The 20,219-nt window shown below is 43.2% G+C and carries 18 protein-coding genes; 3 read left to right on the top strand and 15 right to left on the bottom strand.

Annotated features, from left to right (window positions below; translation table 11 throughout):
• Positions 1-11 precede the first annotated feature (11 nt).
• The 10 genes from gatB to ABE65_RS01450 all read right to left on the bottom strand — a co-directional run bounded on the left by gatB (position 12) and on the right by ABE65_RS01450 (position 13,129).
• Positions 12-1,442: an Asp-tRNA(Asn)/Glu-tRNA(Gln) amidotransferase subunit GatB gene (gene gatB / locus ABE65_RS01500; protein WP_066390844.1), complete on the bottom strand. Its 1,431-nt coding sequence runs from the start codon at positions 1,440-1,442 to the stop codon at positions 12-14.
• A 12-nt stretch (positions 1,443-1,454) separates the two neighbouring features.
• Entirely contained in the window at positions 1,455-2,912 is a 1,458-nt protein-coding gene (gene gatA, locus ABE65_RS01495; protein WP_066390843.1) for an Asp-tRNA(Asn)/Glu-tRNA(Gln) amidotransferase subunit GatA, read from the bottom strand.
• A gap of 15 nt (positions 2,913-2,927) precedes the next feature.
• Positions 2,928-3,218 (bottom strand): Asp-tRNA(Asn)/Glu-tRNA(Gln) amidotransferase subunit GatC, encoded by a 291-nt coding sequence (gatC, locus tag ABE65_RS01490; RefSeq protein WP_066390841.1) that lies wholly within the window; start codon positions 3,216-3,218, stop codon positions 2,928-2,930.
• A gap of 371 nt (positions 3,219-3,589) precedes the next feature.
• Positions 3,590-3,844 (bottom strand): YciI family protein, encoded by a 255-nt coding sequence (locus ABE65_RS01485; protein WP_066390840.1) that lies wholly within the window; start codon positions 3,842-3,844, stop codon positions 3,590-3,592.
• A gap of 301 nt (positions 3,845-4,145) precedes the next feature.
• Positions 4,146-4,502, bottom strand: coding sequence for a DUF3905 domain-containing protein (locus ABE65_RS01480; protein WP_066399615.1), 357 nt, complete (start codon positions 4,500-4,502; stop codon positions 4,146-4,148).
• A gap of 234 nt (positions 4,503-4,736) precedes the next feature.
• Entirely contained in the window at positions 4,737-6,284 is a 1,548-nt protein-coding gene (gene pruA, locus ABE65_RS01475) for an L-glutamate gamma-semialdehyde dehydrogenase (protein ID WP_066390839.1), read from the bottom strand.
• Positions 6,285-6,846: 562 nt separating this feature from the next.
• The gene (locus tag ABE65_RS01465) at positions 6,847-8,058 is read right to left on the bottom strand and encodes a CamS family sex pheromone protein (protein ID WP_082861229.1); all 1,212 of its coding nucleotides are present in this window, start codon (positions 8,056-8,058) and stop codon (positions 6,847-6,849) included.
• A 42-nt stretch (positions 8,059-8,100) separates the two neighbouring features.
• Positions 8,101-10,107, bottom strand: a complete 2,007-nt coding sequence (ligA, locus tag ABE65_RS01460) for an NAD-dependent DNA ligase LigA (RefSeq protein WP_066390836.1) — start codon at positions 10,105-10,107, stop codon at positions 8,101-8,103.
• Between the two features lie 21 nt (positions 10,108-10,128).
• A complete protein-coding gene (gene pcrA, locus ABE65_RS01455) occupies positions 10,129-12,369 on the bottom strand; it encodes a DNA helicase PcrA (RefSeq protein WP_066399612.1) in 2,241 nt (746 codons plus the stop codon).
• 67 nt (positions 12,370-12,436) lie between these two features.
• Positions 12,437-13,129 (bottom strand): heptaprenylglyceryl phosphate synthase, encoded by a 693-nt coding sequence (locus ABE65_RS01450; RefSeq protein ID WP_066390833.1) that lies wholly within the window; start codon positions 13,127-13,129, stop codon positions 12,437-12,439.
• 153 nt (positions 13,130-13,282) lie between these two features.
• Between ABE65_RS01450 and ABE65_RS01445 the strand changes: the two genes are divergently transcribed.
• Positions 13,283-13,822, top strand: coding sequence for a GNAT family N-acetyltransferase (locus ABE65_RS01445; RefSeq protein WP_066390832.1), 540 nt, complete (start codon positions 13,283-13,285; stop codon positions 13,820-13,822).
• On the opposite strand, the gene ABE65_RS01440 is transcribed toward ABE65_RS01445, so the two are convergent.
• The 5 genes from ABE65_RS01440 to ABE65_RS01420 all read right to left on the bottom strand — a co-directional run bounded on the left by ABE65_RS01440 (position 13,819) and on the right by ABE65_RS01420 (position 18,565).
• Entirely contained in the window at positions 13,819-14,349 is a 531-nt protein-coding gene (locus ABE65_RS01440) for an NAD(P)H-dependent oxidoreductase (protein WP_066390831.1), read from the bottom strand. The genes ABE65_RS01445 and ABE65_RS01440 overlap by 4 nt on opposite strands.
• Positions 14,350-14,652: 303 nt before the next feature.
• Positions 14,653-15,075, bottom strand: coding sequence for a MarR family winged helix-turn-helix transcriptional regulator (locus ABE65_RS01435; RefSeq protein ID WP_066390830.1), 423 nt, complete (start codon positions 15,073-15,075; stop codon positions 14,653-14,655).
• Between the two features lie 352 nt (positions 15,076-15,427).
• On the bottom strand, positions 15,428-15,733 hold the full coding sequence (locus ABE65_RS01430; protein ID WP_066242834.1) for a YerC/YecD family TrpR-related protein: 306 nt from the start codon (positions 15,731-15,733) through the stop codon (positions 15,428-15,430).
• Positions 15,734-15,750: 17 nt separating this feature from the next.
• Entirely contained in the window at positions 15,751-16,767 is a 1,017-nt protein-coding gene (locus tag ABE65_RS01425; RefSeq protein ID WP_066390829.1) for a DUF3048 domain-containing protein, read from the bottom strand.
• A gap of 49 nt (positions 16,768-16,816) precedes the next feature.
• Positions 16,817-18,565 carry an adenine deaminase C-terminal domain-containing protein gene (locus tag ABE65_RS01420; RefSeq protein WP_066390828.1) on the bottom strand — a complete coding sequence of 583 codons (1,749 nt, stop codon included), beginning with the start codon at positions 18,563-18,565 and terminating at the stop codon, positions 16,817-16,819.
• A 92-nt stretch (positions 18,566-18,657) separates the two neighbouring features.
• Between ABE65_RS01420 and ABE65_RS01415 the strand changes: the two genes are divergently transcribed.
• On the top strand, positions 18,658-18,918 hold the full coding sequence (locus ABE65_RS01415; protein ID WP_082861228.1) for a YgaP family membrane protein: 261 nt from the start codon (positions 18,658-18,660) through the stop codon (positions 18,916-18,918).
• A gap of 18 nt (positions 18,919-18,936) precedes the next feature.
• Positions 18,937-20,208: an MFS transporter gene (locus tag ABE65_RS01410; protein WP_066390827.1), complete on the top strand. Its 1,272-nt coding sequence runs from the start codon at positions 18,937-18,939 to the stop codon at positions 20,206-20,208.
• The last annotated feature ends 11 nt before the right edge of the window (positions 20,209-20,219 follow it).

Here is a 20,219-nt window from a genome sequence, read left to right as displayed (position 1 = left end):
AATAACAATTCTTATCTCTTTTTAAGTTCTTCCACAATCAGCTTGTTTACAAGTGGAGGGTTCGCTTTCCCTTTTGTTTCTTTCATCACTTGTCCAACAAGGAATCCGACTGCTTTTTCTTTTCCGTCTTTATAATCCGCAACAGATTGCTCGTTCGCATCGAGGATCTTCACGACGATTTCGCGAATTGCTCCTTCGTCTGAGATCTGCACGAGACCTTTTTCTTTTACGATTTTATCTGCGTCGCCACCGTTCTCGATCAACTCTTTGAAGACCGTCTTAGCAATCTTGTTCGAGATCGTTCCGTCAGCGATCAGCTTGATCATGCCAGCAAGACCTTCAGCTGTTAAAGCCGTTTGGTCTAGTTCTTTGTTTTCGTTGTTTAAGTAAGCACTCACTTCACCCATGATCCAGTTGGATGCTTGCTTCGCATCTGCACCAGCTGAAATTGTCGCTTCAAAGAAATCAGCCATCTCTTTTGTCATCGTTAATACTTTCGCATCATATTCAGGTAGACCAAAGTCACCCACATAACGTTTTTGACGAGCATCAGGAAGTTCTGGAATGTCCGCTTTCACACGACCCATCCATTCTTCATCAATAAAAATGGATACGAGGTCAGGCTCTGGGAAGTAGCGATAGTCGTCAGATCCTTCTTTTACACGCATGAGGATCGTCGTTTTCGTCGCTTCATCATATCGGCGAGTCTCTTGAAGAATCTCTCCTCCAGCTGAAACCACTTCACGCTGACGCTTCTCTTCATGCTCTAACCCTTTTTGAACGAAAGCAAACGAGTTTAAGTTCTTAAGCTCCGCCTTTGTTCCGAACTTCTCTTGACCGACTGGACGAATCGAGATGTTCGCGTCACAGCGCAACGAACCTTCTTCCATCTTACAATCAGATACACCTGTGTATTGAATGATCGCTTTCAGCTTTTCTAGATACGCATAAGCTTCTTCAGGCGTACGAATATCCGGCTCAGATACGATTTCAACAAGAGGCGTTCCTTGACGGTTCAAATCGACAAGTGATCCGTCTGCCGTATGCGTCAGCTTACCCGCATCCTCTTCCATATGGATGCGCGTGATGCCGATTTTCTTTTTGTTTCCGCCCACTTCGATCTCGATCCAGCCATTTTCACCGATCGGCTTATCGAACTGCGACACTTGATAAGCTTTCGGATTGTCTGGATAAAAGTAGTTCTTGCGGTCAAATTTTGTTTCTCTATTGATTTCACAGTTAAGTGCAAGTGCAGCACGCATTGAAAAATCTACAGCTTGATGGTTCACAACAGGCAACACGCCAGGATGTCCTAAGCAGATCGGACACACATTCGTGTTTGGCGGTGCACCAAAGTTTGTAGAACAGCCGCAGAAAATCTTAGTGTTCGTTTTTAATTCCACGTGTACTTCTAATCCAATTATCGTTTCAAATTCGCTCATTTTCTGCACCCCCTACAGCTTCGGCTTTTCTGTGTGATGATCTGTTGCTTGTTCAAACGCATGTGCTACGCGATAAATCGTGCTCTCGTCAAAATGTTTACCGATGATCTGAAGTCCGATCGGCAGTCCATCTGAGAATCCACATGGTACAGAGATCGCAGGCACACCCGCTAAGTTAACCGGAATCGTTAGAATATCGTTCATGTACATCGTTAATGGATCTTTCGTCATCGATCCACATTTAAACGATGCAGATGGCGTTGTTGGTCCGATAATTACATCGTATTTTTCAAAAATGTTCGTAAAGTCTTCTTTAATCAGCGTACGAACTTTTTGTGCTTTTTTATAATAAGCATCGTAGTATCCAGAGCTTAACGCGAACGTTCCAAGCATGATGCGGCGTTTTACTTCCTCACCAAATCCTTCGCTCCTAGACTGCTTGTACATCTCGATCAAGTTCTCGCTGTTATCTGAACGCAATCCGTAACGAACGCCATCAAAGCGCGAAAGGTTAGCAGAAGCTTCAGATGATGACAGCAAGTAGTACGTTGCAAGCGCATAACGAGAATGCGGCAGAGATACTTCCTCCCATGTCGCTCCAAGTCCTTCAAGTACTTTTAAAGCTTCCATCACGCGCTCTTTTACGCCAGGCTCTACACCTTCACCTAGGTATTCTTTTGGAACCGCAATCTTCAGCCCTTTCACATCACCAGTAAAAGAAGCCAAGTAATCTGGGATATCCACTTTTGCAGAAGTAGAATCCATCGGGTCGTTCCCTGCAATAGCTTGCAGCAAGTATGCATTGTCTTCAACGTTACGCGTTACAGGACCGATTTGATCCAGTGATGATGCGAACGCGACTAAGCCGTAACGAGATACGAGTCCGTAAGTTGGCTTCAATCCAACAACACCACAGAAAGCAGCAGGCTGACGTATCGAGCCACCTGTATCAGAACCCAGTGAGAAAAGAACTTCCCCCGCTGATACGGATGCCGCAGACGCACCGGATGACCCTCCTGGTACACAAGAAAGATCCCACGGGTTGTGAGTTGGGTGGAATCCGGAGTTCTCGTTTGATGACCCCATCGCAAATTCATCCATGTTCAATTTTCCGATCGTGATCGTATCCGCTTGATTCAAGCGTTCCACAACGGTTGCATCATAGATCGGTTCAAAGTTTTCTAAAATGCGAGACGCACAAGTTGTACGGATTCCTTTTGTTACGATGTTATCCTTGATACCAATCGGCATACCAAAGAGCAGTCCTCTGTCAGCACCGGAAACGAGCTTTTCATCTAATTGTTTAGCCTTGATTCGGCTGTATTCTTCATTAAGTGTTAAAAACGCTTTTACTTTACCATCTACTTGATGAATGCGGTCAAACGTCGCATCCACAATGTCAGCTACACTCAATTCTTTTGTATGTAATAACTGATGAAGTTCTGAGATCTTTTTATCTAAAATCGACATACGTGGTCTTTCCTCCTACTCCAAAATGTTCGGAACTTTAAACTGGCCATCTCTTTCTGAAGGCGCATTTTTCATCGCCTCATCCACTGATACAGAATTCCTAACTTCATCTTTGCGAAGGATATTCTTCAGCTCCAGAACGTGCGTAGTCGGCTCCACGTTATCTGTGTCGAGTTCATTCAGTTCTTCAGCAAACCCGATGATCTTATCTAATTGTTCAGTCAGCAATTCGGCTTCTTCCTCCGTAACCGCTAACCTGGCTAAATGCGCCACGTGTTTCACTTGATCTTTTGAAATTCGAGACAAGCTCGCCACCTCCAAGACTTTCTATACGAAAAGTATTATTCTGATGATAACAAAAAGCTCGCTGTATAAGCAACTTGAGGACGGAACATTCACGAAATTGAGTTATTTTTATGAGGTTTTAGTGGGATTGTGTGTTATTTGCGGGATGTGAGTCCGTTTTACGGTACGTGTTTTTATATTTATTACACGTTCACCGGTAAATAGGTTGTTTTCACCTGTGCGTGTTGAGTTACCACCTGAAAAAGTGCTGTGAGCACCTGAGATTGCACCGCTTCCACCTGAAGGCATCACTTACGCCACATAAATAGACCTCAAAATAGAAAAAAGAATCTACTTTTACGTAGATTCTTCCGTTATTGATTTTAAATGCTTTAGATCCCCCACTCATGAAGTTCTAAGCGGCGCACGCCTTCTTTTACGTAAGGATCTTCTTCTGCTAATTGTTTAGCCTCGTCTAGTGACTCCGCTTTGTAAACGACCATACCGCCTGCTCCGTCCAAGAATGGTCCTTTCAAATGAACTTTATCCTGTGCAACAAGCTCTGCTAAGTAATCTAAGTGAGCCTGACGGAATTCTTGATTGAGCTCTGGTTTTTCCATATGTAAAATTGCTGCGAAATATGCCATGTGTGTTACCTCCTTATTTGTTATGTTTATCTTACTACATAGTGTTGAACACCAAAAGAAAAGGCTATTTTTCTAAAAGTTTGTTGGTATCATCCTAATTTTTATCTTCTTCTATGAAAGTTGATTGGAGTGTAAGGTGCGAGACTCCTGCGGGACAGGTGGGCAGGTGAGACACTTAAGAGTGCAACGAACGAATGTGGCTCACCGCCTGCCCCGCGGAAAGCGAGCAACCTGGAGCGGATAGCAACAACTTCCCATAACAAAGCAAAAGAAAAACATTCGGTTACTTCACCGAATGCTTTTAGTCTTTTCCGTAGCTCGAGTCTTTCGTTGGATGCCGAAGCATAGCTTCTTTTGGCGGTGCTTTCTTTTCAATGAGGTCGCGGTTCATGTTCGTGTTCCAGCCGATATCATTGGTCGGATGCACCCACTCTTCACCTGCCATCACTTCTGGATCTGTGTCTGTACTCCAGTTGTTCAGTGGCGAATTCTCTGAATCGTAGAAGCTATCTCCGATTACGACACCATGCTCGTTTACAAACGGCGCTTCCATCTTCATTCCTGTGCCTTTAAAATCAGGAGAACTAATCTGATGAGGTAAGGTTTCATCTAGTTCGACTTCAGGAACACTCTTCTTTGGCTCTTTATCTTTTGACATCTTCACACCTGCTTTCATATCGTTATACGATTAACTTCTCCTGAAGCGGCGTGTACAATCCATTTTTTTGTTCGCAGATTGTGTGAAGACTTATAAATTTTTTTGAGGACCTATAAAAAAATTTGAAGACTTATAAAATTTTTTCAAGACTTATAAATTCTGATGAAGACTTATAAATGAAAAATACCCACATAAAAACCCTTTCTCAGGTGAGAAAGGGCTCAATTTCAAAAATTAAAGTGTTTCTGAAGTTGTTTTTGCTTGCATGTGAAGTGTTAGGTAGTCTGGGCCACCCGCTTTTGAGTCAGTTCCAGACATGTTGAATCCGCCGAACGGCTGGTATCCAACGATTGCGCCTGTACATCCACGGTTGATGTAGAAGTTACCTACGTGGAACTCTTCACGTGCGCGCTCGATGTGCTCACGGTTGTTAGAAAGAAGCGCACCTGTTAGACCATACTCTGTGTTGTTTGCGATTTCCATCATGTGATCGAAGTCACGCGCTTTACATACCGCTACAACTGGTCCGAAGATTTCTTCTTGCATCAGACGAGCTTTTTCATCTACATCAGCAAAGATTGTAGGCTGGATGAAGTAACCTTTAGAGTCGTCGCCTTCTCCACCAGTCATCAGACGGCCTTCTTCTTTTCCGATCTCGATGTATTTCATAATCTTGTTGAAAGAAGCTTGATCGATTACTGGCCCCATGTATGTGCCAACTTCTTCTGGATTACCCATCGTTAATGTTTTAGTAAGCGCTACTGCTTTTTCTAAAACTTCGTCGTAAACGTCTTGGTGGATAACCGCACGAGATCCTGCAGAACATTTTTGTCCAGAGAATCCGAACGCAGAGTAAACGATTGAGCTAGCTGCTAATTCAAGATCAGCATCACGGTCAACAACCACTGTGTCTTTTCCCCCCATTTCAGCGATTACACGCTTCAGCCAGATTTGGCCAGGGTGTACTTTTGCTGCGCGCTCATAGATACGGCAACCAACTTCACGAGAACCCGTGAACGATACGAAGCGAGTTTTCGGGTGGTCTACTAAGTAGTCACCGATCTCAGCACCGCTACCAGGAACAAAGTTAAGTACGCCTGCAGGAAGTCCTGCTTCTTCCATCACTTGTACGAACATTGCTGCAATAATTGGCGTTGAGTTCGCAGGCTTCAACAATACTGTGTTACCTGTAACGAACGCCGCTGCTGCAGTCCCTGCCATGATCGCAAATGGGAAGTTGAATGGAGAGATAACGATACCTACTCCAAGTGGGATATAGCTAAATTTATTAATTTCGCCGTCACGGCTTACAACTGGTTGTCCAGCTTTAAGCTTGATCGCTTGGCGTGCATAGTATTCTAAAAAGTCGATCGCTTCAGCTGTATCAGCGTCAGCTTCTTTCCATGGCTTACCTGCTTCTTTTGTAAGCATAGCGGAGAATTCATATTTACGGCGGCGGATGATCGCTGCTGCACGGAACAAGATGTTCGCGCGGTGTTCAGGATCCCACTTTTTCCAAGATTCAAAAGCTGTTAATGCAGCTTGCATCGCTTGCTCAGCGTGATCTTGAGTCGCTTTGGAAACAGATCCAATCACTTCTTCTTTGTTGGCTGGATTTATAGAAACAATCTTTTCGTCTGTCGTGATCTTTTCACTGCCGATAACAAGCGGAAACTCAGTACCAAGCTTTGAGTTAATTACTTTTAACCCTGCTTCGTAAGCTTCCTTGTTTGCAGGAACTGAAAAATCCATAAATGGTTCATGACGGTATTCACGTGTCATAATAAATTCCCCTCCTATTAAAGCGTTTTCATTATTCGGTTTCCCACGTTCATTCTACATGAACATAGCGGTTTGTTCAAACAAACTGATAATAGTCAGAATTCTTTATTTTAAAGGGATGCCGTGCATTTTTGTATCTTTTTTCTTTGTAGTGAATGATTAGTAAAGTTTTACGTGATTTTTTTTAAGAAGATTCAAGAGTGAAACGAATAAATATGAGTTTTAGTCGCTGTTAAGTATATTTTTCCAAGAGAGTCTTTGAAAGTGGTTCACTTTTGTTCAATATAGTTTCCTTTTTGTATTGCACAGAGCTGTCTTCAGGTGGTCGCCGTGCAATCTCAGGTGGTCACATGCTTGGTAGCGGTGCTCACAACCACTTTTCAGGTGAAAACGAAGCACTTTCAGGTGGAAACAGCCAATTTAGCGGTGAACGTGAAATAAATATAAAAACACGTACCGTAAAATCACAAAACCACAATGCGGGCTGCTTCCCCAGGTACCTCCCTCACCCTGCCCAACAAAAACCCACTAACCATAAAGGTAGTGGGCTTTCAAAAAATCCTTATTTACGATAAATATGCACGAAGGGTTCTTCTTGCGTTGTTTCGTCTTTTACAATTAGCGCCTCTGGCTGATCAACGGCCGAGCCGATGTATACTTCTATCGGCACATTCGGCAGCTCGCCTAGTGCGGAGGTTGCTACAAACTGGGTAAAGGAGATGATCTCAGCTTTACCGCGGAACTGAACCGGAATCTCAATCGTCAATCGCTCAAGGTTGCCGTCCTTATAGTAGCCTTTTCCGATCACACCGATATAGTTAGGGAAATATTCTTGAACCTTAGATTTAAAGGTCGTGAACTTTTCATAGTCACTTCGCTTCTTTTTTGAAGCTGCGTCAGATGGGAACAGTATATAATCCTCATCTACGTCTTCCCATGAACTGACCGAGTTGCTTCCTTTTTTCACAACACCTGAAGCGAAGAAGTTACCAGGCGTTACAGAATCACGTTCTTCTTCTTGATAAAGAGCAAATACGATCGGCACATCTTTCAGCTTTGCATCAGTACGTAAACGACTTGCTACTTGCCCAGCGATTTTCTGTGCTTCTTGTTTCACTTTATCGCGTTCAAGCTTAACTTCACCAGGATAGATCAAGCCTTGTTGGTTAACATCATAGTAATACGTTGAGTTAAAGGATAAACCGATAACCACACCGCCAAGCTTTACTTTTCCATCACCACTCTGAACAAGATAGTTATGTTCCAATACATAAGAAAGATACTTAGGGTTGTTCTTGTTTGCTTCTAGCATCTTATCTTTGTAGCCCGGATCACCTTCGTCTACTTTTACACCAAGCTTGGGATTCAATCCTGTTTGATCTAGCTTGCTCTTACTTTTTCCAGGGTCTTCATCTGATCTTTTCAGCCAGTTCGTTACCGTTGGCTCATTCAAAATCTGTCCTTCTTGGAAAAAGTACTTGTCTGTACTGAATGTGTCTTGAGCGATACGCATTAAGCCCATCTCAAACTCGTTGATATCAAGGCGGTTATCAACACCATAACGGATTACACCACGGGCACCACCTGGTTCGAACGGAAAAATACTTCGGTAGTACTTTTCACCAGTGTTAATCTCCCCTGTAATAATCGCTTTTTCATCTTTTTTGCCCTTTTCTTGCACGATCTTTTCTTCTTTTTCCAGCTCATCGCCACCCCAGCAGCCGGTTAAAAGCAGTAAAGTACTTAAGAAAAGGAGCCCAACCCGTTTCATCATCACGGACACTCCTCTAGTATTGTTGGTTAGCTCTCGCCAATCTTATTTGTTAAGCTCGTCCACCAATTTTTGCTCATCCCAAATCTCAATGCCTAGCGTCTTCGCTTTATCAAGCTTAGATCCAGCATCTTCTCCCGCGATCAGCATATCTGTATTCTTACTCACGCTTCCTGTCACTTTCGCTCCTAAGCGTTCCAATTGTTCCTTTGCATCATTACGAGTCAAAATAGACAGTTTACCTGTTAACACGACTGTTTTCCCAGCAAACGGAGTATCGAGATCTTCAACTTTTACAAGCTTTGGACCTTTGTATTCCATGTTCATGCCAAGGGTCTTCAGTTCAGCTACGAGCTCGTGCACTTCTGGCTTTGAAAAATAAAGAAGGATCGAGTCAGCCATCTTTTCTCCGATTTCTTCAACAGCTAAAAGCTCTTCTTTAGAAGCACTCATCAAACCATCCATATTTTCAAAGCGCTGCGCGATCGTCTTCGCCGCTTTCGCTCCAACGTGACGAATGCCAAGTCCAAACAGCAGACGCTCTAATGAATTTTCTTTCGACTTTTCAATTGCTGCAAGCAGATTATCTACCGACTTCTCGCCCATACGCTCTAATTCTAACAGTTTCTCGCGCTCTAGCTTAAACAAATCGGCAAAGTTTTGGATTAATTTTTCTTTGAACAGCTGTGCGACTACCTTTTCGCCTAGCCCATCAATGTTCATGGCGTTTCGCGATACAAAGTGTATGAATCCTTCTCGAATCTGTGCCGGACATTGCGGGTTCAAACACCTTAAAGCTACTTCACCATCCAGACGCTCTAGCTTGCTGTCGCACTCCGGGCATTCGGTCGGCATATTAAAATCGATCTCATCACCAGTTCGGCGCTCCGTTATTACATTCACGACTTCCGGAATGATGTCACCGGCTTTTTTTACCACAACATAATCACCGAGCTTGATATCTTTTTCACGAATCAAGTCTTCATTATGTAACGATGCACGCTTTACCGTCGTTCCCGCTACTAACACAGGTTGCAGCAGTGCAGTCGGTGTAACGACACCCGTACGTCCAACGTTCAACTCGATGCCTTCAAGCTTTGTAACAACCTCTTCAGCAGGAAACTTGTACGCGATCGCCCAACGCGGGTTCTTCGCCGTGAATCCTAGTTCCTCTTGCTGATAAAGAGAGTTCACCTTGATAACGATTCCGTCGATCTCATATGGAAGGTCTGGACGCTTTTCCTGCCAGCTGTTCACATATTCAATCACTTCTTCAATGTTCGCGCACTTCTTCCACTCTGGGTTCGTTTTGAAACCTAAGTGGCTTAAGTACGTTAGACTTTCGTCGTGGAAATCGACCGAATGACCTTCAAGCTTTCCTACACCATAAAGAAAAATATCGAGGTTACGGCTCGCGGCGATCTTCGGATCAAGCTGACGTAAAGATCCAGCTGCTGCGTTCCGTGGATTCGCAAAAAGCTCTTGTCCTTCTTCTTCTCTATGTGCATTGAGCTTTTGGAAGGATCTTTTTGGCATGAACGCCTCGCCTCGTACTTCAAGCATGACATCTTCTTTTAACTTAAATGGAATAGAACGGATCGTTTTTAAATTATTCGTTATATCCTCACCGATTGTGCCGTCACCACGTGTAGCCCCACGAACAAAACGACCATCTTGATACGTAAGGGATACAGCTAGACCATCGATCTTAAGTTCAGCAACATACGATACGTTCGAACCTACGCCATCTCTCACACGGCGGTCAAAATCTCGCAGATCTTGATCGTTGAAAGCATTACCTAGACTCAGCATCGGTACAGTATGTTCTACTTTTTCAAAAAAGTCCAAAACAGCACCGCCTACACGTGATGTAGGCGAATGCTCGTCATGAAGTTTTGGATGATTGTTCTCAAGCTCGATCAGCTCTTTCATGAGCTGATCATATTCAGCATCAGGTACAGACGGCTTGTCTAGTACGTGATATTCGTAATTATATTTTTCTAGCATTTCCCGGAGTTCCAGGATGCGTTCCTTCGCTTGTTCTTCGTTCAACCCGTTCCACTCCTTCTTTTCTTACGCTTTTTCAATCGGGGCAAATTTAGCAAGCAGTCTTTTCACACCTACAGGCTGTGGAAACGCGATGTCGAGTTCCATTGAATCTCCTGAACCACGCATGCTTACAACGGTTCCTGTTTCCCATTTACGGTGTTTGACTTTGTCGCCTACTCTCCATTCCAGTTTCTCCCCACCAGAAGATTGATAGACAGGTGTAACCATTTTCTTTTTCGGTGCCATGAACGATGGCGTAGCTCCTCCACCTGAACGAGCACTTGATCCCCACGGAACAGATGGTTTTTCTTTTACTTCTGTCTCGATAAGATCTTCTGGAATCTCAGCGATAAAACGAGATTCTGGATTTGTCGTCGTACGTCCATAAAGGGTACGCATTCTAGCATTCGTTAAGAATAACTCTTCTTCTGCACGGGTGATTCCAACGTATGCCAGTCGACGTTCCTCTTCCATCTCATTCTCTTCAAAAAGAGCACGGCTATGTGGGAATACCCCTTCTTCAAGACCCATCAAGAAGACCATCGGAAACTCTAGACCTTTTGCAGAGTGAAGCGTCATCAGAACAACAGATTCTTTCGGCTTGTCATCTGCTGCATCTTCATCGAGCTTATCAATATCTGCAACAAGTGCTAGATCAGTTAAGAACGCGATCAATGATTTATCATCTTGTTTCTTTTCAAAGTCTTGCGTAACTGAAATAAACTCATCAATATTCTCTAGACGGCTTTGTGCTTCAATCGTTTTCTCAGCTTTCAATGCATCACGATAGCCTGTCTTAGTCAGCACTTCTTCCGTTAATTCGGTCACAGAAAGAAATTCCTGCTGACGCGTCCAGTTTGTAACAAACTCAGAGAACTCTCTTAAAGAGTTTGTTGCACGTGCGCTAAGACCAATCTGCTCTACTTCTTGAAGCGCTTGATACATAGAGAGATCATTGTTTGTTGCATACTGTGCGACTTTATCCATAGAAGACGCACCGATTCCGCGCTTCGGAACATTCACGATACGCTGAAGCGAGATATCATCATCTGGATTCGAAATAAGACGAAGATACGCTAAGATGTCCTTGATCTCTTTTCTGTCATAGAACTTCGTGCCGCCCACGATATTGTACGGAATGTTCGATTTGATCAAAACTTCCTCAATAACACGTGATTGCGCATTTGTACGATACAGGATTGCGATGTCATTATACGAACGTTTACCCGATGATACAGCTTCACGAATCTTACCTGTTACGTAATAGCTCTCTCCTTGTTCATCGTCACCTTGGTAGTACGTGATGCTAGCGCCATCCGTATTATCTGTCCAAAGATTCTTTGGCTTACGGTTCATGTTGTTTTCGATCACTTTATTAGCTGCTTGAAGAATCTTTTTCGTAGAACGATAGTTTTGCTCTAAAAGGATAACTTCAGCATCGTTATAGTCCTTTTCAAACGATAGAATGTTTGCGATATCTGCGCCACGCCAGCCATAGATCGACTGATCTGAGTCTCCTACCACACAAAGGTTACGGAATCGATCCGCTAACATTTTAACGAGCATATATTGCGCTCTGTTCGTATCTTGGTACTCATCCACATGAATATATTGAAACTTGCGTTGATAGAACTCTAGCACTTCAGGTACTTTTGCAAAAAGCTGGATCGTCGTCATTATCAAATCATCAAAATCTAACGCCTGATTCTTGCGAAGACGCTTTTCATAGCCTTCATAAACTTCTTGAACAACACCTTCAAAGTGCCCGTTCGCCACCTTCGCAAAATCTGCTGCTGTTTTTAATTCGTTCTTTAAAGACGAGATCGCGCTTAAAATTCCGCGAGGTTCATATTTTTTAGGATCGTAGTTCAGATCTTTCAATACAGCTTTTACAACAGACAATTGATCTGTCGCATCTAAAATCGTAAAGTTACGGTTAATTCCGATTCGATCGATATCACGGCGTAAAATTCGTACGCACATGGAGTGGAACGTAGAAATCCAGATCTCTTCTGCTACTGGTCCTGTAATTCTTGCGACCCTTTCCTTCATCTCTCGTGCTGCTTTATTTGTAAACGTGATCGCTAGGATATTCCAAGGTGCAACTTCTTTTTCCATCATTAAATAAGCGATACGATGAGTTAACACCCTCGTCTTACCGCTTCCCGCACCAGCCATCAATAACAACGGCCCGTCTGTATGTTTTACTGCTGCTTTCTGCTCAGGATTCAGTCCTGATAATAGTTTTTCAATCATTTGATGCATACTCATTCTTCATTCACCGCCCGAACATATATTCTTATTTTTATTCTCACTCATTTTTGAGATTTTATCAACTTTTACCCTTAACCGCTTCAACTGTTTCAATCGCAGCTTTTAAGTCGTCATAAATAACGTTCCCGACAACAACTGTATCCGCGAACTCTGCCATCTCTTTCGCTTGTTCTCCCGAATGAATGCCGCCTCCATAATAGAGGATCGTGTTTTCAAGCACGTTTTTTACTTGACGAACGATATCAACATCACCATAAGTGCCGCTGTATTCCAAGTAAAAGATCGGAAGCTTAAACATTTTTTCGGCCAAGCGGGCATATGCTACAACATCATCTGCCGAGAGTTCTGTGTTGGCACTCGACCGTTTTGCCGCCTCACAATCTGGATTTAAGATGCAATATCCTTCAGTTAGAATCTCGTCCCAGTTCATGATGTCACCAAATTCTTTCAACGCTTCAGTATGAAGCCCCGTAATGAAGGTAGCATCTTTTGCATTTAATACAGTAGGAATATAGTAAAAATCGAATCCTGGTGTAAGTGATTCGATATTAGATACTTCAAGCACACAAGGAACCGCATATCTGCGAATTCGTGACATAAGGTCTAACGTGTTATCCAATGTAATGCCACTAGATCCCCCGACGATAACAGCGTCCGTTCCGCTCTCACAGATCAGCTCAAGGTCACTGTCACTGATCTCTTTATCAGGATCTAGCTTAAACACATGCTTCCATTTTCGATAATCAAACATTGTGTTCTTCCTTTCATATTTAAAAACACCCGTGCTTGCTTTTTTACAAGCCAGTTCTGTACTTCTGCATTATAACAAAAATAAGGTTCTCACTCTATGATTCATCATGTGGAAAGATTGTGAAGTTCATACTGCTTTTTGGGAGGAATGGCTATGCTTATGTGGCATATCGACGATGAAATCATGCTAAAACAAGCAGACATTAAAGAATCCGACACCATCTATAGAATGTTAGAAAAATCACGTCAACATCTTGGACCGTGGATCAGCTGGGTCGATTACACCCAATCAAGCGGTGAGATGCGGCAGTTTATTAAAACGGTGAACAAAAAGATGAAAGAACAAACAGATGTTGTTCTTTTTATATGGTATCGGGGGCAAGTAGCAGGCTCTGTTGCTTTATACGATATTAAGTGGCACAACCAGTCAGGTATGCTTGGCTATTGGGTAGGATCAGGATTTGAAGGCCATGGAATCGCACAGCGAGCGGTAAAAGGAATGCTTATGTATGCTTATTACACGCTGATGCTGAATCGCGTGGAGCTGCGTGCTGCGGTTCAAAATGATAAAAGCATCAAGCTCGCCCGCCGACTAGGCTTTCAAGCTGAAGGCGTTGTCAGGCAGGCAGAATGGATACGCGGAAGCTGCCGCGACCAAGTCCAGATGAGCTTGATGAAGAATGAATTTCATTAAATTTCAGGATTCAAAACGTATGAGATATAATTCTGCGCGCTTTGTTCAACGGCTTCCTCTGATGCGCGAATTGCACTATGGAAGACGAACGGCGTGATATAACGTGTTCCGATCAAGTTAGATGTCGCTTGGAACGGACGAAGCAGTTCACTAATCGTATAGTGGTTGTGACCTCCTGCTTTGTAAGAGAAGTCTGGGCCTCCTGTTGAAATAGCAAGTACTAGCTCTTTTCCATGTAATGCGTCGCCTCCAGGACCATAAGCCCAACCGAACGCTAGCACTCTATCTTGCCATTCTTTTAAAAGTGAAGGTGAGCTGTACCAGTAGAACGGAAATTGCAGAACGATACGATCGTGTTCAAGCAGCATGCGCTGTTCTTCTTCAACGTTCACTTTCCCGTCTGGATATAGATCATAAAGTTTTCGAACCGTAACGTGATCTTGTTTTTCTATTTCCTCTGCCCATCTTTTATTTACTGTAGAGTTCTGTAGATGAGGATGTGCGATAATGACGAGTGTTTTTTTCATTGATAGATCTCCTTTTTTAGGCTGTTTTCGTTTGTATTGAAGCTTGTGTAAGTAGTTGATTTACACTCCAGGTCGCTCGCTTTCCACGGGGCGTACGGTGAGCCTCCTGCCGCTACGCGCCTTTAGGAGTCTCCACCTGACCGCTCGTCCCGTAGGAGTCGGCAACCTTGCGTTACAATCAACTTGCAATGACGAGGATATACAAGATATAAAAGCAACAAATATGCAGAAAAGAGCCTTATATTAAAATTTATTATAATCATTTGCTTGTACAAACAACTTAAACGGTAAAGAAGAGAGCTCTTATGATTCGAGCTGCCCTGCTGCTAGATGCGTTGCTTTTGTGAGTGCTTTTCCCTCTTCTTCTCCTAAAAGATCGGAGTACGTTCGGTATAGATCTTTCCATGCTTTTTCGAGATCTGTTTGAATATCAGTGCCCGCTTGTGTCGGATGGATGTGCGACATCTTTCCTTGGACCTTACGCTCTGCAAGTCCCTTTACAACAAGCTTGTCCACAAACCTTGTAATCGTACTTGGTGTCATGTGAAGTTCTTCTGCCAATTCCGATTGAGAGATTCCAGGTTTGTTGTTCACGAGCATCATCATAAAGCCATGAGTAGGCGTAATACCCGTTGGTCTAAACGATTCCTCAGCCATTTTGGAAATAACGCGAGAAAGTTTGTTTACGGTAAAATATAAACAATTTTCTAGATACTTTTCGGGCATTTTAGCACCTCTTTGCAATCGTTAATGTTGTTTGTACATACAAATATAAATGGTGATGATGTTTCTGTCAATATTTTGCGTATATGCGGGTGCTTGGCTGCCGCCAAGCTTACATTTTAGTGATTTACAGAGTGGTAAAACTACCGTGGTGAGCTTCAATCCTAAAGTTTTTGCTCTTAATCCACAAGTTTGGGTGCTCAATCCACGAGTTTTAGTGTTGAATCCAAAAGTTTTTACAGTTTATCCACGAGTCTGCAATCCTCGACATCTATCGACAGCCCCCAAACTCTTCCCCTACACTACCCACACAAAAATACAAAAAAACCCACCACTCAGGCAGGTTTTCTTCTCATTATTTTGCTTCTTCCTCTTCATGAACGCGATCGAGCACCATCGCGTATGCGTCGTTTCCAAAGTTCAAACAACGTTTTACACGTGAGATGGTTGCGGTGCTCGCACCTGTTTCGCTCTCAATCTTGTGATAGGTTTTTCCTTCACGAAGCATACGTGCTACTTCTAGTCGCTGTGCCAAAGATTGAATCTCGTTCATCGTACAAAGGTCATCAAAGAATCGATAGCATTCTTCCATATCTTTTAGCGATAGAACAGATTCAAAAAGCTGATCTAATGCTTTTCCTCGTAATTTATCAATTTGCATGAAACATGCACTCCTTTTTATTGCATCTTAACCGAATCTGTCGTTCCACTCGGTACAATGTTAATCCATGTCTTTCCTGGAACAAACGCTCCACCGTCCGGAACAATTCTTCCATTTTCGTTTTTCCACGAAATGTTTTGTGCGACACCATTCTGAATCAGAATCGCATCTCCGCCTGACGTTAAGTTGATCTCTCGTCTGCCGGCATCATCGATTACCCGGTGAGCCGCTTCAACAATGAATACATTGCTTACCGTAATGGGTGTTTCGGTCTCACGATCTATCGTTGGTTCATTGTTGCTGCTTCTCGCGTACGTCTTCTTTTTAGCAGAGTACGTGAATCCTACTGTTTCCCCACCTGGATAAGAGATCTGAATCTCGTTTGCAGGCGCACCCTCTATGGCTTTAGCACTTTTCGAGGTTAAGAACGCAAGCATATCAAGATCATCTGACTCATCGGCGCCGATCTTCTCCATCCCTTTTTGAATATTTTCATAGGTGATATAAGAGTTGTGAGGCGCTTTTCTAAAATCAGCTCGATTGAAAAGAATTCCATCGTAATCCATTCCGTTCAAGTGATCGATTGTTCCGCCATAGAGAATCTCTCTAGCTTCTGGACTGAACCCGTGTGCCACGAATAAAGCATGATAGCCACGTGAAAGCTCGATGTAATAATCTCTCGCGCTGCGAACCGGTCCTACTACTTCTGGCATTTCACTTTGGAAGATTGCTAAAAAGCGTGTAAGTTCTCCCTCAGCTAATACTTCGTATACGATATCAGCTTTATGAAGTCCTGATTGCGGGCGTGCTTTCGGGTGGTTGTTCACCATGACCGAAATCGCGCGATGATCTACCTCTTCATTCGTACCCAAGCCAGTGAGTGGATAAACAGAGGAAAACTCCTCTTTTTTTGAATCCGTCGCTTCAGCTTTATCTACTTTACCTTCTTCTAATACTTTATCTCTTGCGTCTTTACATGCAGACAGCGTTAATACCGTGATCATCGCCATCAAGATGATGTACCACTTTTTCATTGGGCTCACTACCTTTGTATCGTATTATTTTGCCCAATCCTTTTCTATATTAACGCATAATCGAAGGAAAGAGTAACCCTTTCTTTTTAACATCGTAAATGCCTCTTTGCGTAATGCGGATGTATGGCAAGTGGGTGGATGAGAAAAACAAAAGCGAATAGATCGGATCTTCGTATTGATAGCCTCTTTCTCTTAAAGCGTTTGTTAATCTTTTCTCTTCTACCACTAGTTCTTCTATACTAAGATTCGACATTCCTCCCGCTAATGGAAGTTTTATCTCAGCAACGATTTCGCCTCTTTCCGCAAGAACGATGCCTCCGCCTACTTCTTTCAAGCGCTCAAACGCCACAGCCATATCTTTTTTGCTTTTTCCGATGATTAAAAGATCTCCCGTATTGGAATATGAGCTAGCAAAGCCATAAAGATTTTTCGCAAAACCCTTTACGACCGTATTAATTCTCCACTTTCCTTCTTTATCGATCAGCATTAAGAAACACTCGTCTGATTCTCCGTTAATCTCTTCAGAAAAAGGATTGATCGATACATTATATGGTCGTGTGATCACACTATTGTACATTTCTATTCCAACGAGACCAGAAAACTGAAAATCCTCGTCTTGGAGGTCCCATTTGATATCTCTTTTTTTGATGCCATGACCTTCCCAATCAAATTGAAAGTCACGATCGTCACTAACATCCTTACCGTCACGCTTCATCCATTTTCCTTTTGCCAAAACAGATTCAGGCAGAGGATTTGTTACGTCATCTAAAATATTTAAATGTGCGACCCGACCTGCGGCAACCATACCAAAGAGGTGATCTAGACCATAATATCTAGCCACGTTATAAGAGACCATCATATACGCATCCACTGGATCAAGCCCTGCTTCCAGCGCGATCTCTAGCATCTTATCGGTAACCCCTTCCTCATAAAATGCAGGTGTGGAACCGTCAGTCGTCATAAAGATTCGTTCATAATTCGTGATGCCTTCCTCTTTCATCTGACGCAATAATTTCGGCAGATCAGGACGAATCGAAGAATAACGAAGCGACACTTGCAGACCGGCATTCAATCGGTCCATCACTTCTGTCCCCGTCATCGCTTCATGATCGCAATCCACTCCGAGCAACGTCATCGCGGTTAAGGTCTTTTCAGAAGCTCCTGGCAGATGTCCCTCGATCTTCTTACCCGCTTTCTTCGTCTTCAGCATCCAATGCAACAGTGTATCGTCACCATGAAGCACACGCGGCCAGCTCGTTAACTCGCCACCTTGAAGAACATACGGGCTCTCGAGCAGCTGCCTCACACTTTTTTCCGAAAAATAATTTTCTTCTTCTAAGAGCTCAGTTTGTGCGTCATAACGGCACCACCAAAAGAAATTAGAAGGCAGATCGTTCACGTCTTCCATAAAAGAAAGCGCTTTCGAAATACTCATTTCAAAAAGCAGCATAAAGTTGTCGGCTAAAAATACGGACGTTCCACGCTGCAATGCATATCGCGAGAGCGACTGGGGATTATAAAGTTGAAACGGATGACAATGAGGTTCGATATACCCCGGCACAACAAACTTACCTTCTAGATCTGTGATTTCCGTTCCGGTTGTATGTTCAGGCATCTTTTCGCCTACATAGACGATGCGGTCTTGAAGGATCCAGATGTTTGCTTTTACCCATTTTTTAAGAGCTGTGTTCAAATAAGTAGCGTTTGTTAAGACAAGCGACGGTGCCAATTCACCTTGAATGACGGCCACTTGTTTGCGCATTTGCGCTTTTGTCCAAAAAGCAATGTGTTGGTTCATGTTGGATCACCTGTCTTCTCTCTGAAAATTTCGTTTTTTCAAGAATACCATATTCGCTAAGTAAATTGGTGAAAATTGAAAGGAGTATCACAATGAGACAAAATATTGGTTTAGTTAATAGCATGATTCGTATTATTGCAGGTCTGACACTGCTTTCCGTTTATACAGCAAAGCTGACAAGAAAGCCTTACAAAGAGTCATACATCCTTATGATCTTAATGGGTGCAATGAAAGTAGCAGAAGGAATCGTTCGCTACTGCCCAGTGACTGACCTTCTTCACAAAAGCAAAGAAATGAACGACATGGATCTTGGTAACATCGCGGAAGAAGGTTCGCCGTTCAACCCTTCATAATAAGAAGGAGGCAGCACTATGCCCACTCATTCTTTATTAAAAGGCAACAGACCATTGTTCAGTCTATTGGTCGTTGTCTTTATTACCCATCTTGGCTCGTATCTTGTCTTGCCTGTCCTACCTATCCTCTTAAAAGTGGAAACCGGACTAACAGCGGCACAGATCGGTTTTACTCTCGCTGTTATCTCGATCTTCATGCAAGTTGGAAGTGTGGTCGGAGGCGTATTCGCTGACCGTACAGGCAGACGTTTTATCATAGCACTTGGTGCTTTAATACGGGCAGGCGGGCTGATAGGTTTCGCTTATTTTTCAACCTATTCACTCATATTGTTAACTGCTGCGATCAGCGGGCTTGGTCTTGGACTCAATGCACCGTCCACAAAAGCATTTATTTCATCACTCGTAAAAGCAGAAATGAGATCTACTGCTTTTTCATTGCGTGGAATCTTTGCCAATATCGGGATGGCGATTGCCGGATTGACTGTGTTCGCTTTATTTACAGGAAGTTCAAAACTAATCTTCATAACCGCTGCTGTTATTTATTTAGGAGCAAGCGTGATCAGCTGGTTCTTCTTACCTGCAGGCTGCGGAGACGAAAACTGTCGAGAAGTTAAGTGGAGTGAATATCGACAAGCGTTAAAAAACATTCCCTTCCTCGTTTTTGTGATTGCGACAATCTTTGTTTGGGCGCTTTACGTACAGTTTGCACTCGTACTCCCGCTTCGAGCTGAAAATGTACTGTCCAATGGAAAAGACATCAGCATCATCTGGACCATCAACAGCATCACGGTTATATTAGCTCAAACGCTCATAACCAAAAATATTATCCGAAACATTCATCCCCTGACTTCTGTTGGTATAGGGGCGATCTGTATCGGATCAGCTCTCGGAAGTTTATATTTTGCGAACACTTTATTTTTCTTTGTTTTTACCGGAATTATCTTTATCACTGGTGAGATGCTGATCATGCCTACGTTGGATACGTCGATCTCACAGCTTGCGGCTGCCCGGTTTCTTGGTATGTTCTTTGGATTAGCAAGCGTTTTTACAGGGATTGGGGAAGCGATCGGAAATTCCATCGGAGGACGATTGTTTGAAGTCGCAGATGGCGGACAAAGGGCTGTTCCTTATGTAACGTACGTGATAGTAGGTTTTGTCATCTTTATTGGGATGCAGCTCTTGCGTAGGTGGAATCCATTGTCCATCATACAGCCTCCTAAACTCATGCCAACCGCAGCTCCGAACACAGAATCATCTACATCTCATCCGAATCCAATTAATGAAGGCTGATGAACAAGGTC

It is taken from the genome of Fictibacillus phosphorivorans (assembly GCF_001629705.1).
In the GTDB taxonomy this organism is placed as follows: Bacteria; Bacillota; Bacilli; order Bacillales; family Fictibacillaceae; genus Fictibacillus; species Fictibacillus phosphorivorans_A.
The sequence above is the reverse complement of the archived record's forward strand: the minus strand, read 5'-3'. Positions and strand labels throughout refer to the sequence as shown.

Coding starts and splice junctions, on each gene's coding strand:
- gatB (WP_066390844.1), bottom strand. CDS start 1,442: ATGAGCGAATTTGAAACGATAATTGGATTAGAAGTACACGTGGAATTA.
- gatA (WP_066390843.1), bottom strand. CDS start 2,912: ATGTCGATTTTAGATAAAAAGATCTCAGAACTTCATCAGTTATTACAT.
- ABE65_RS01485 (WP_066390840.1), bottom strand. CDS start 3,844: ATGGCATATTTCGCAGCAATTTTACATATGGAAAAACCAGAGCTCAAT.
- ABE65_RS01480 (WP_066399615.1), bottom strand. CDS start 4,502: ATGTCAAAAGATAAAGAGCCAAAGAAGAGTGTTCCTGAAGTCGAACTA.
- pruA (WP_066390839.1), bottom strand. CDS start 6,284: ATGACACGTGAATACCGTCATGAACCATTTATGGATTTTTCAGTTCCT.
- ABE65_RS01465 (WP_082861229.1), bottom strand. CDS start 8,058: ATGATGAAACGGGTTGGGCTCCTTTTCTTAAGTACTTTACTGCTTTTA.
- pcrA (WP_066399612.1), bottom strand. CDS start 12,369: ATGCATCAAATGATTGAAAAACTATTATCAGGACTGAATCCTGAGCAG.
- ABE65_RS01450 (WP_066390833.1), bottom strand. CDS start 13,129: ATGTTTGATTATCGAAAATGGAAGCATGTGTTTAAGCTAGATCCTGAT.
- ABE65_RS01445 (WP_066390832.1), top strand. CDS start 13,283: ATGCTTATGTGGCATATCGACGATGAAATCATGCTAAAACAAGCAGAC.
- ABE65_RS01440 (WP_066390831.1), bottom strand. CDS start 14,349: ATGAAAAAAACACTCGTCATTATCGCACATCCTCATCTACAGAACTCT.
- ABE65_RS01435 (WP_066390830.1), bottom strand. CDS start 15,075: ATGCCCGAAAAGTATCTAGAAAATTGTTTATATTTTACCGTAAACAAA.
- ABE65_RS01430 (WP_066242834.1), bottom strand. CDS start 15,733: ATGCAAATTGATAAATTACGAGGAAAAGCATTAGATCAGCTTTTTGAA.
- ABE65_RS01425 (WP_066390829.1), bottom strand. CDS start 16,767: ATGAAAAAGTGGTACATCATCTTGATGGCGATGATCACGGTATTAACG.
- ABE65_RS01420 (WP_066390828.1), bottom strand. CDS start 18,565: ATGAACCAACACATTGCTTTTTGGACAAAAGCGCAAATGCGCAAACAA.
- ABE65_RS01415 (WP_082861228.1), top strand. CDS start 18,658: ATGAGACAAAATATTGGTTTAGTTAATAGCATGATTCGTATTATTGCA.
- ABE65_RS01410 (WP_066390827.1), top strand. CDS start 18,937: ATGCCCACTCATTCTTTATTAAAAGGCAACAGACCATTGTTCAGTCTA.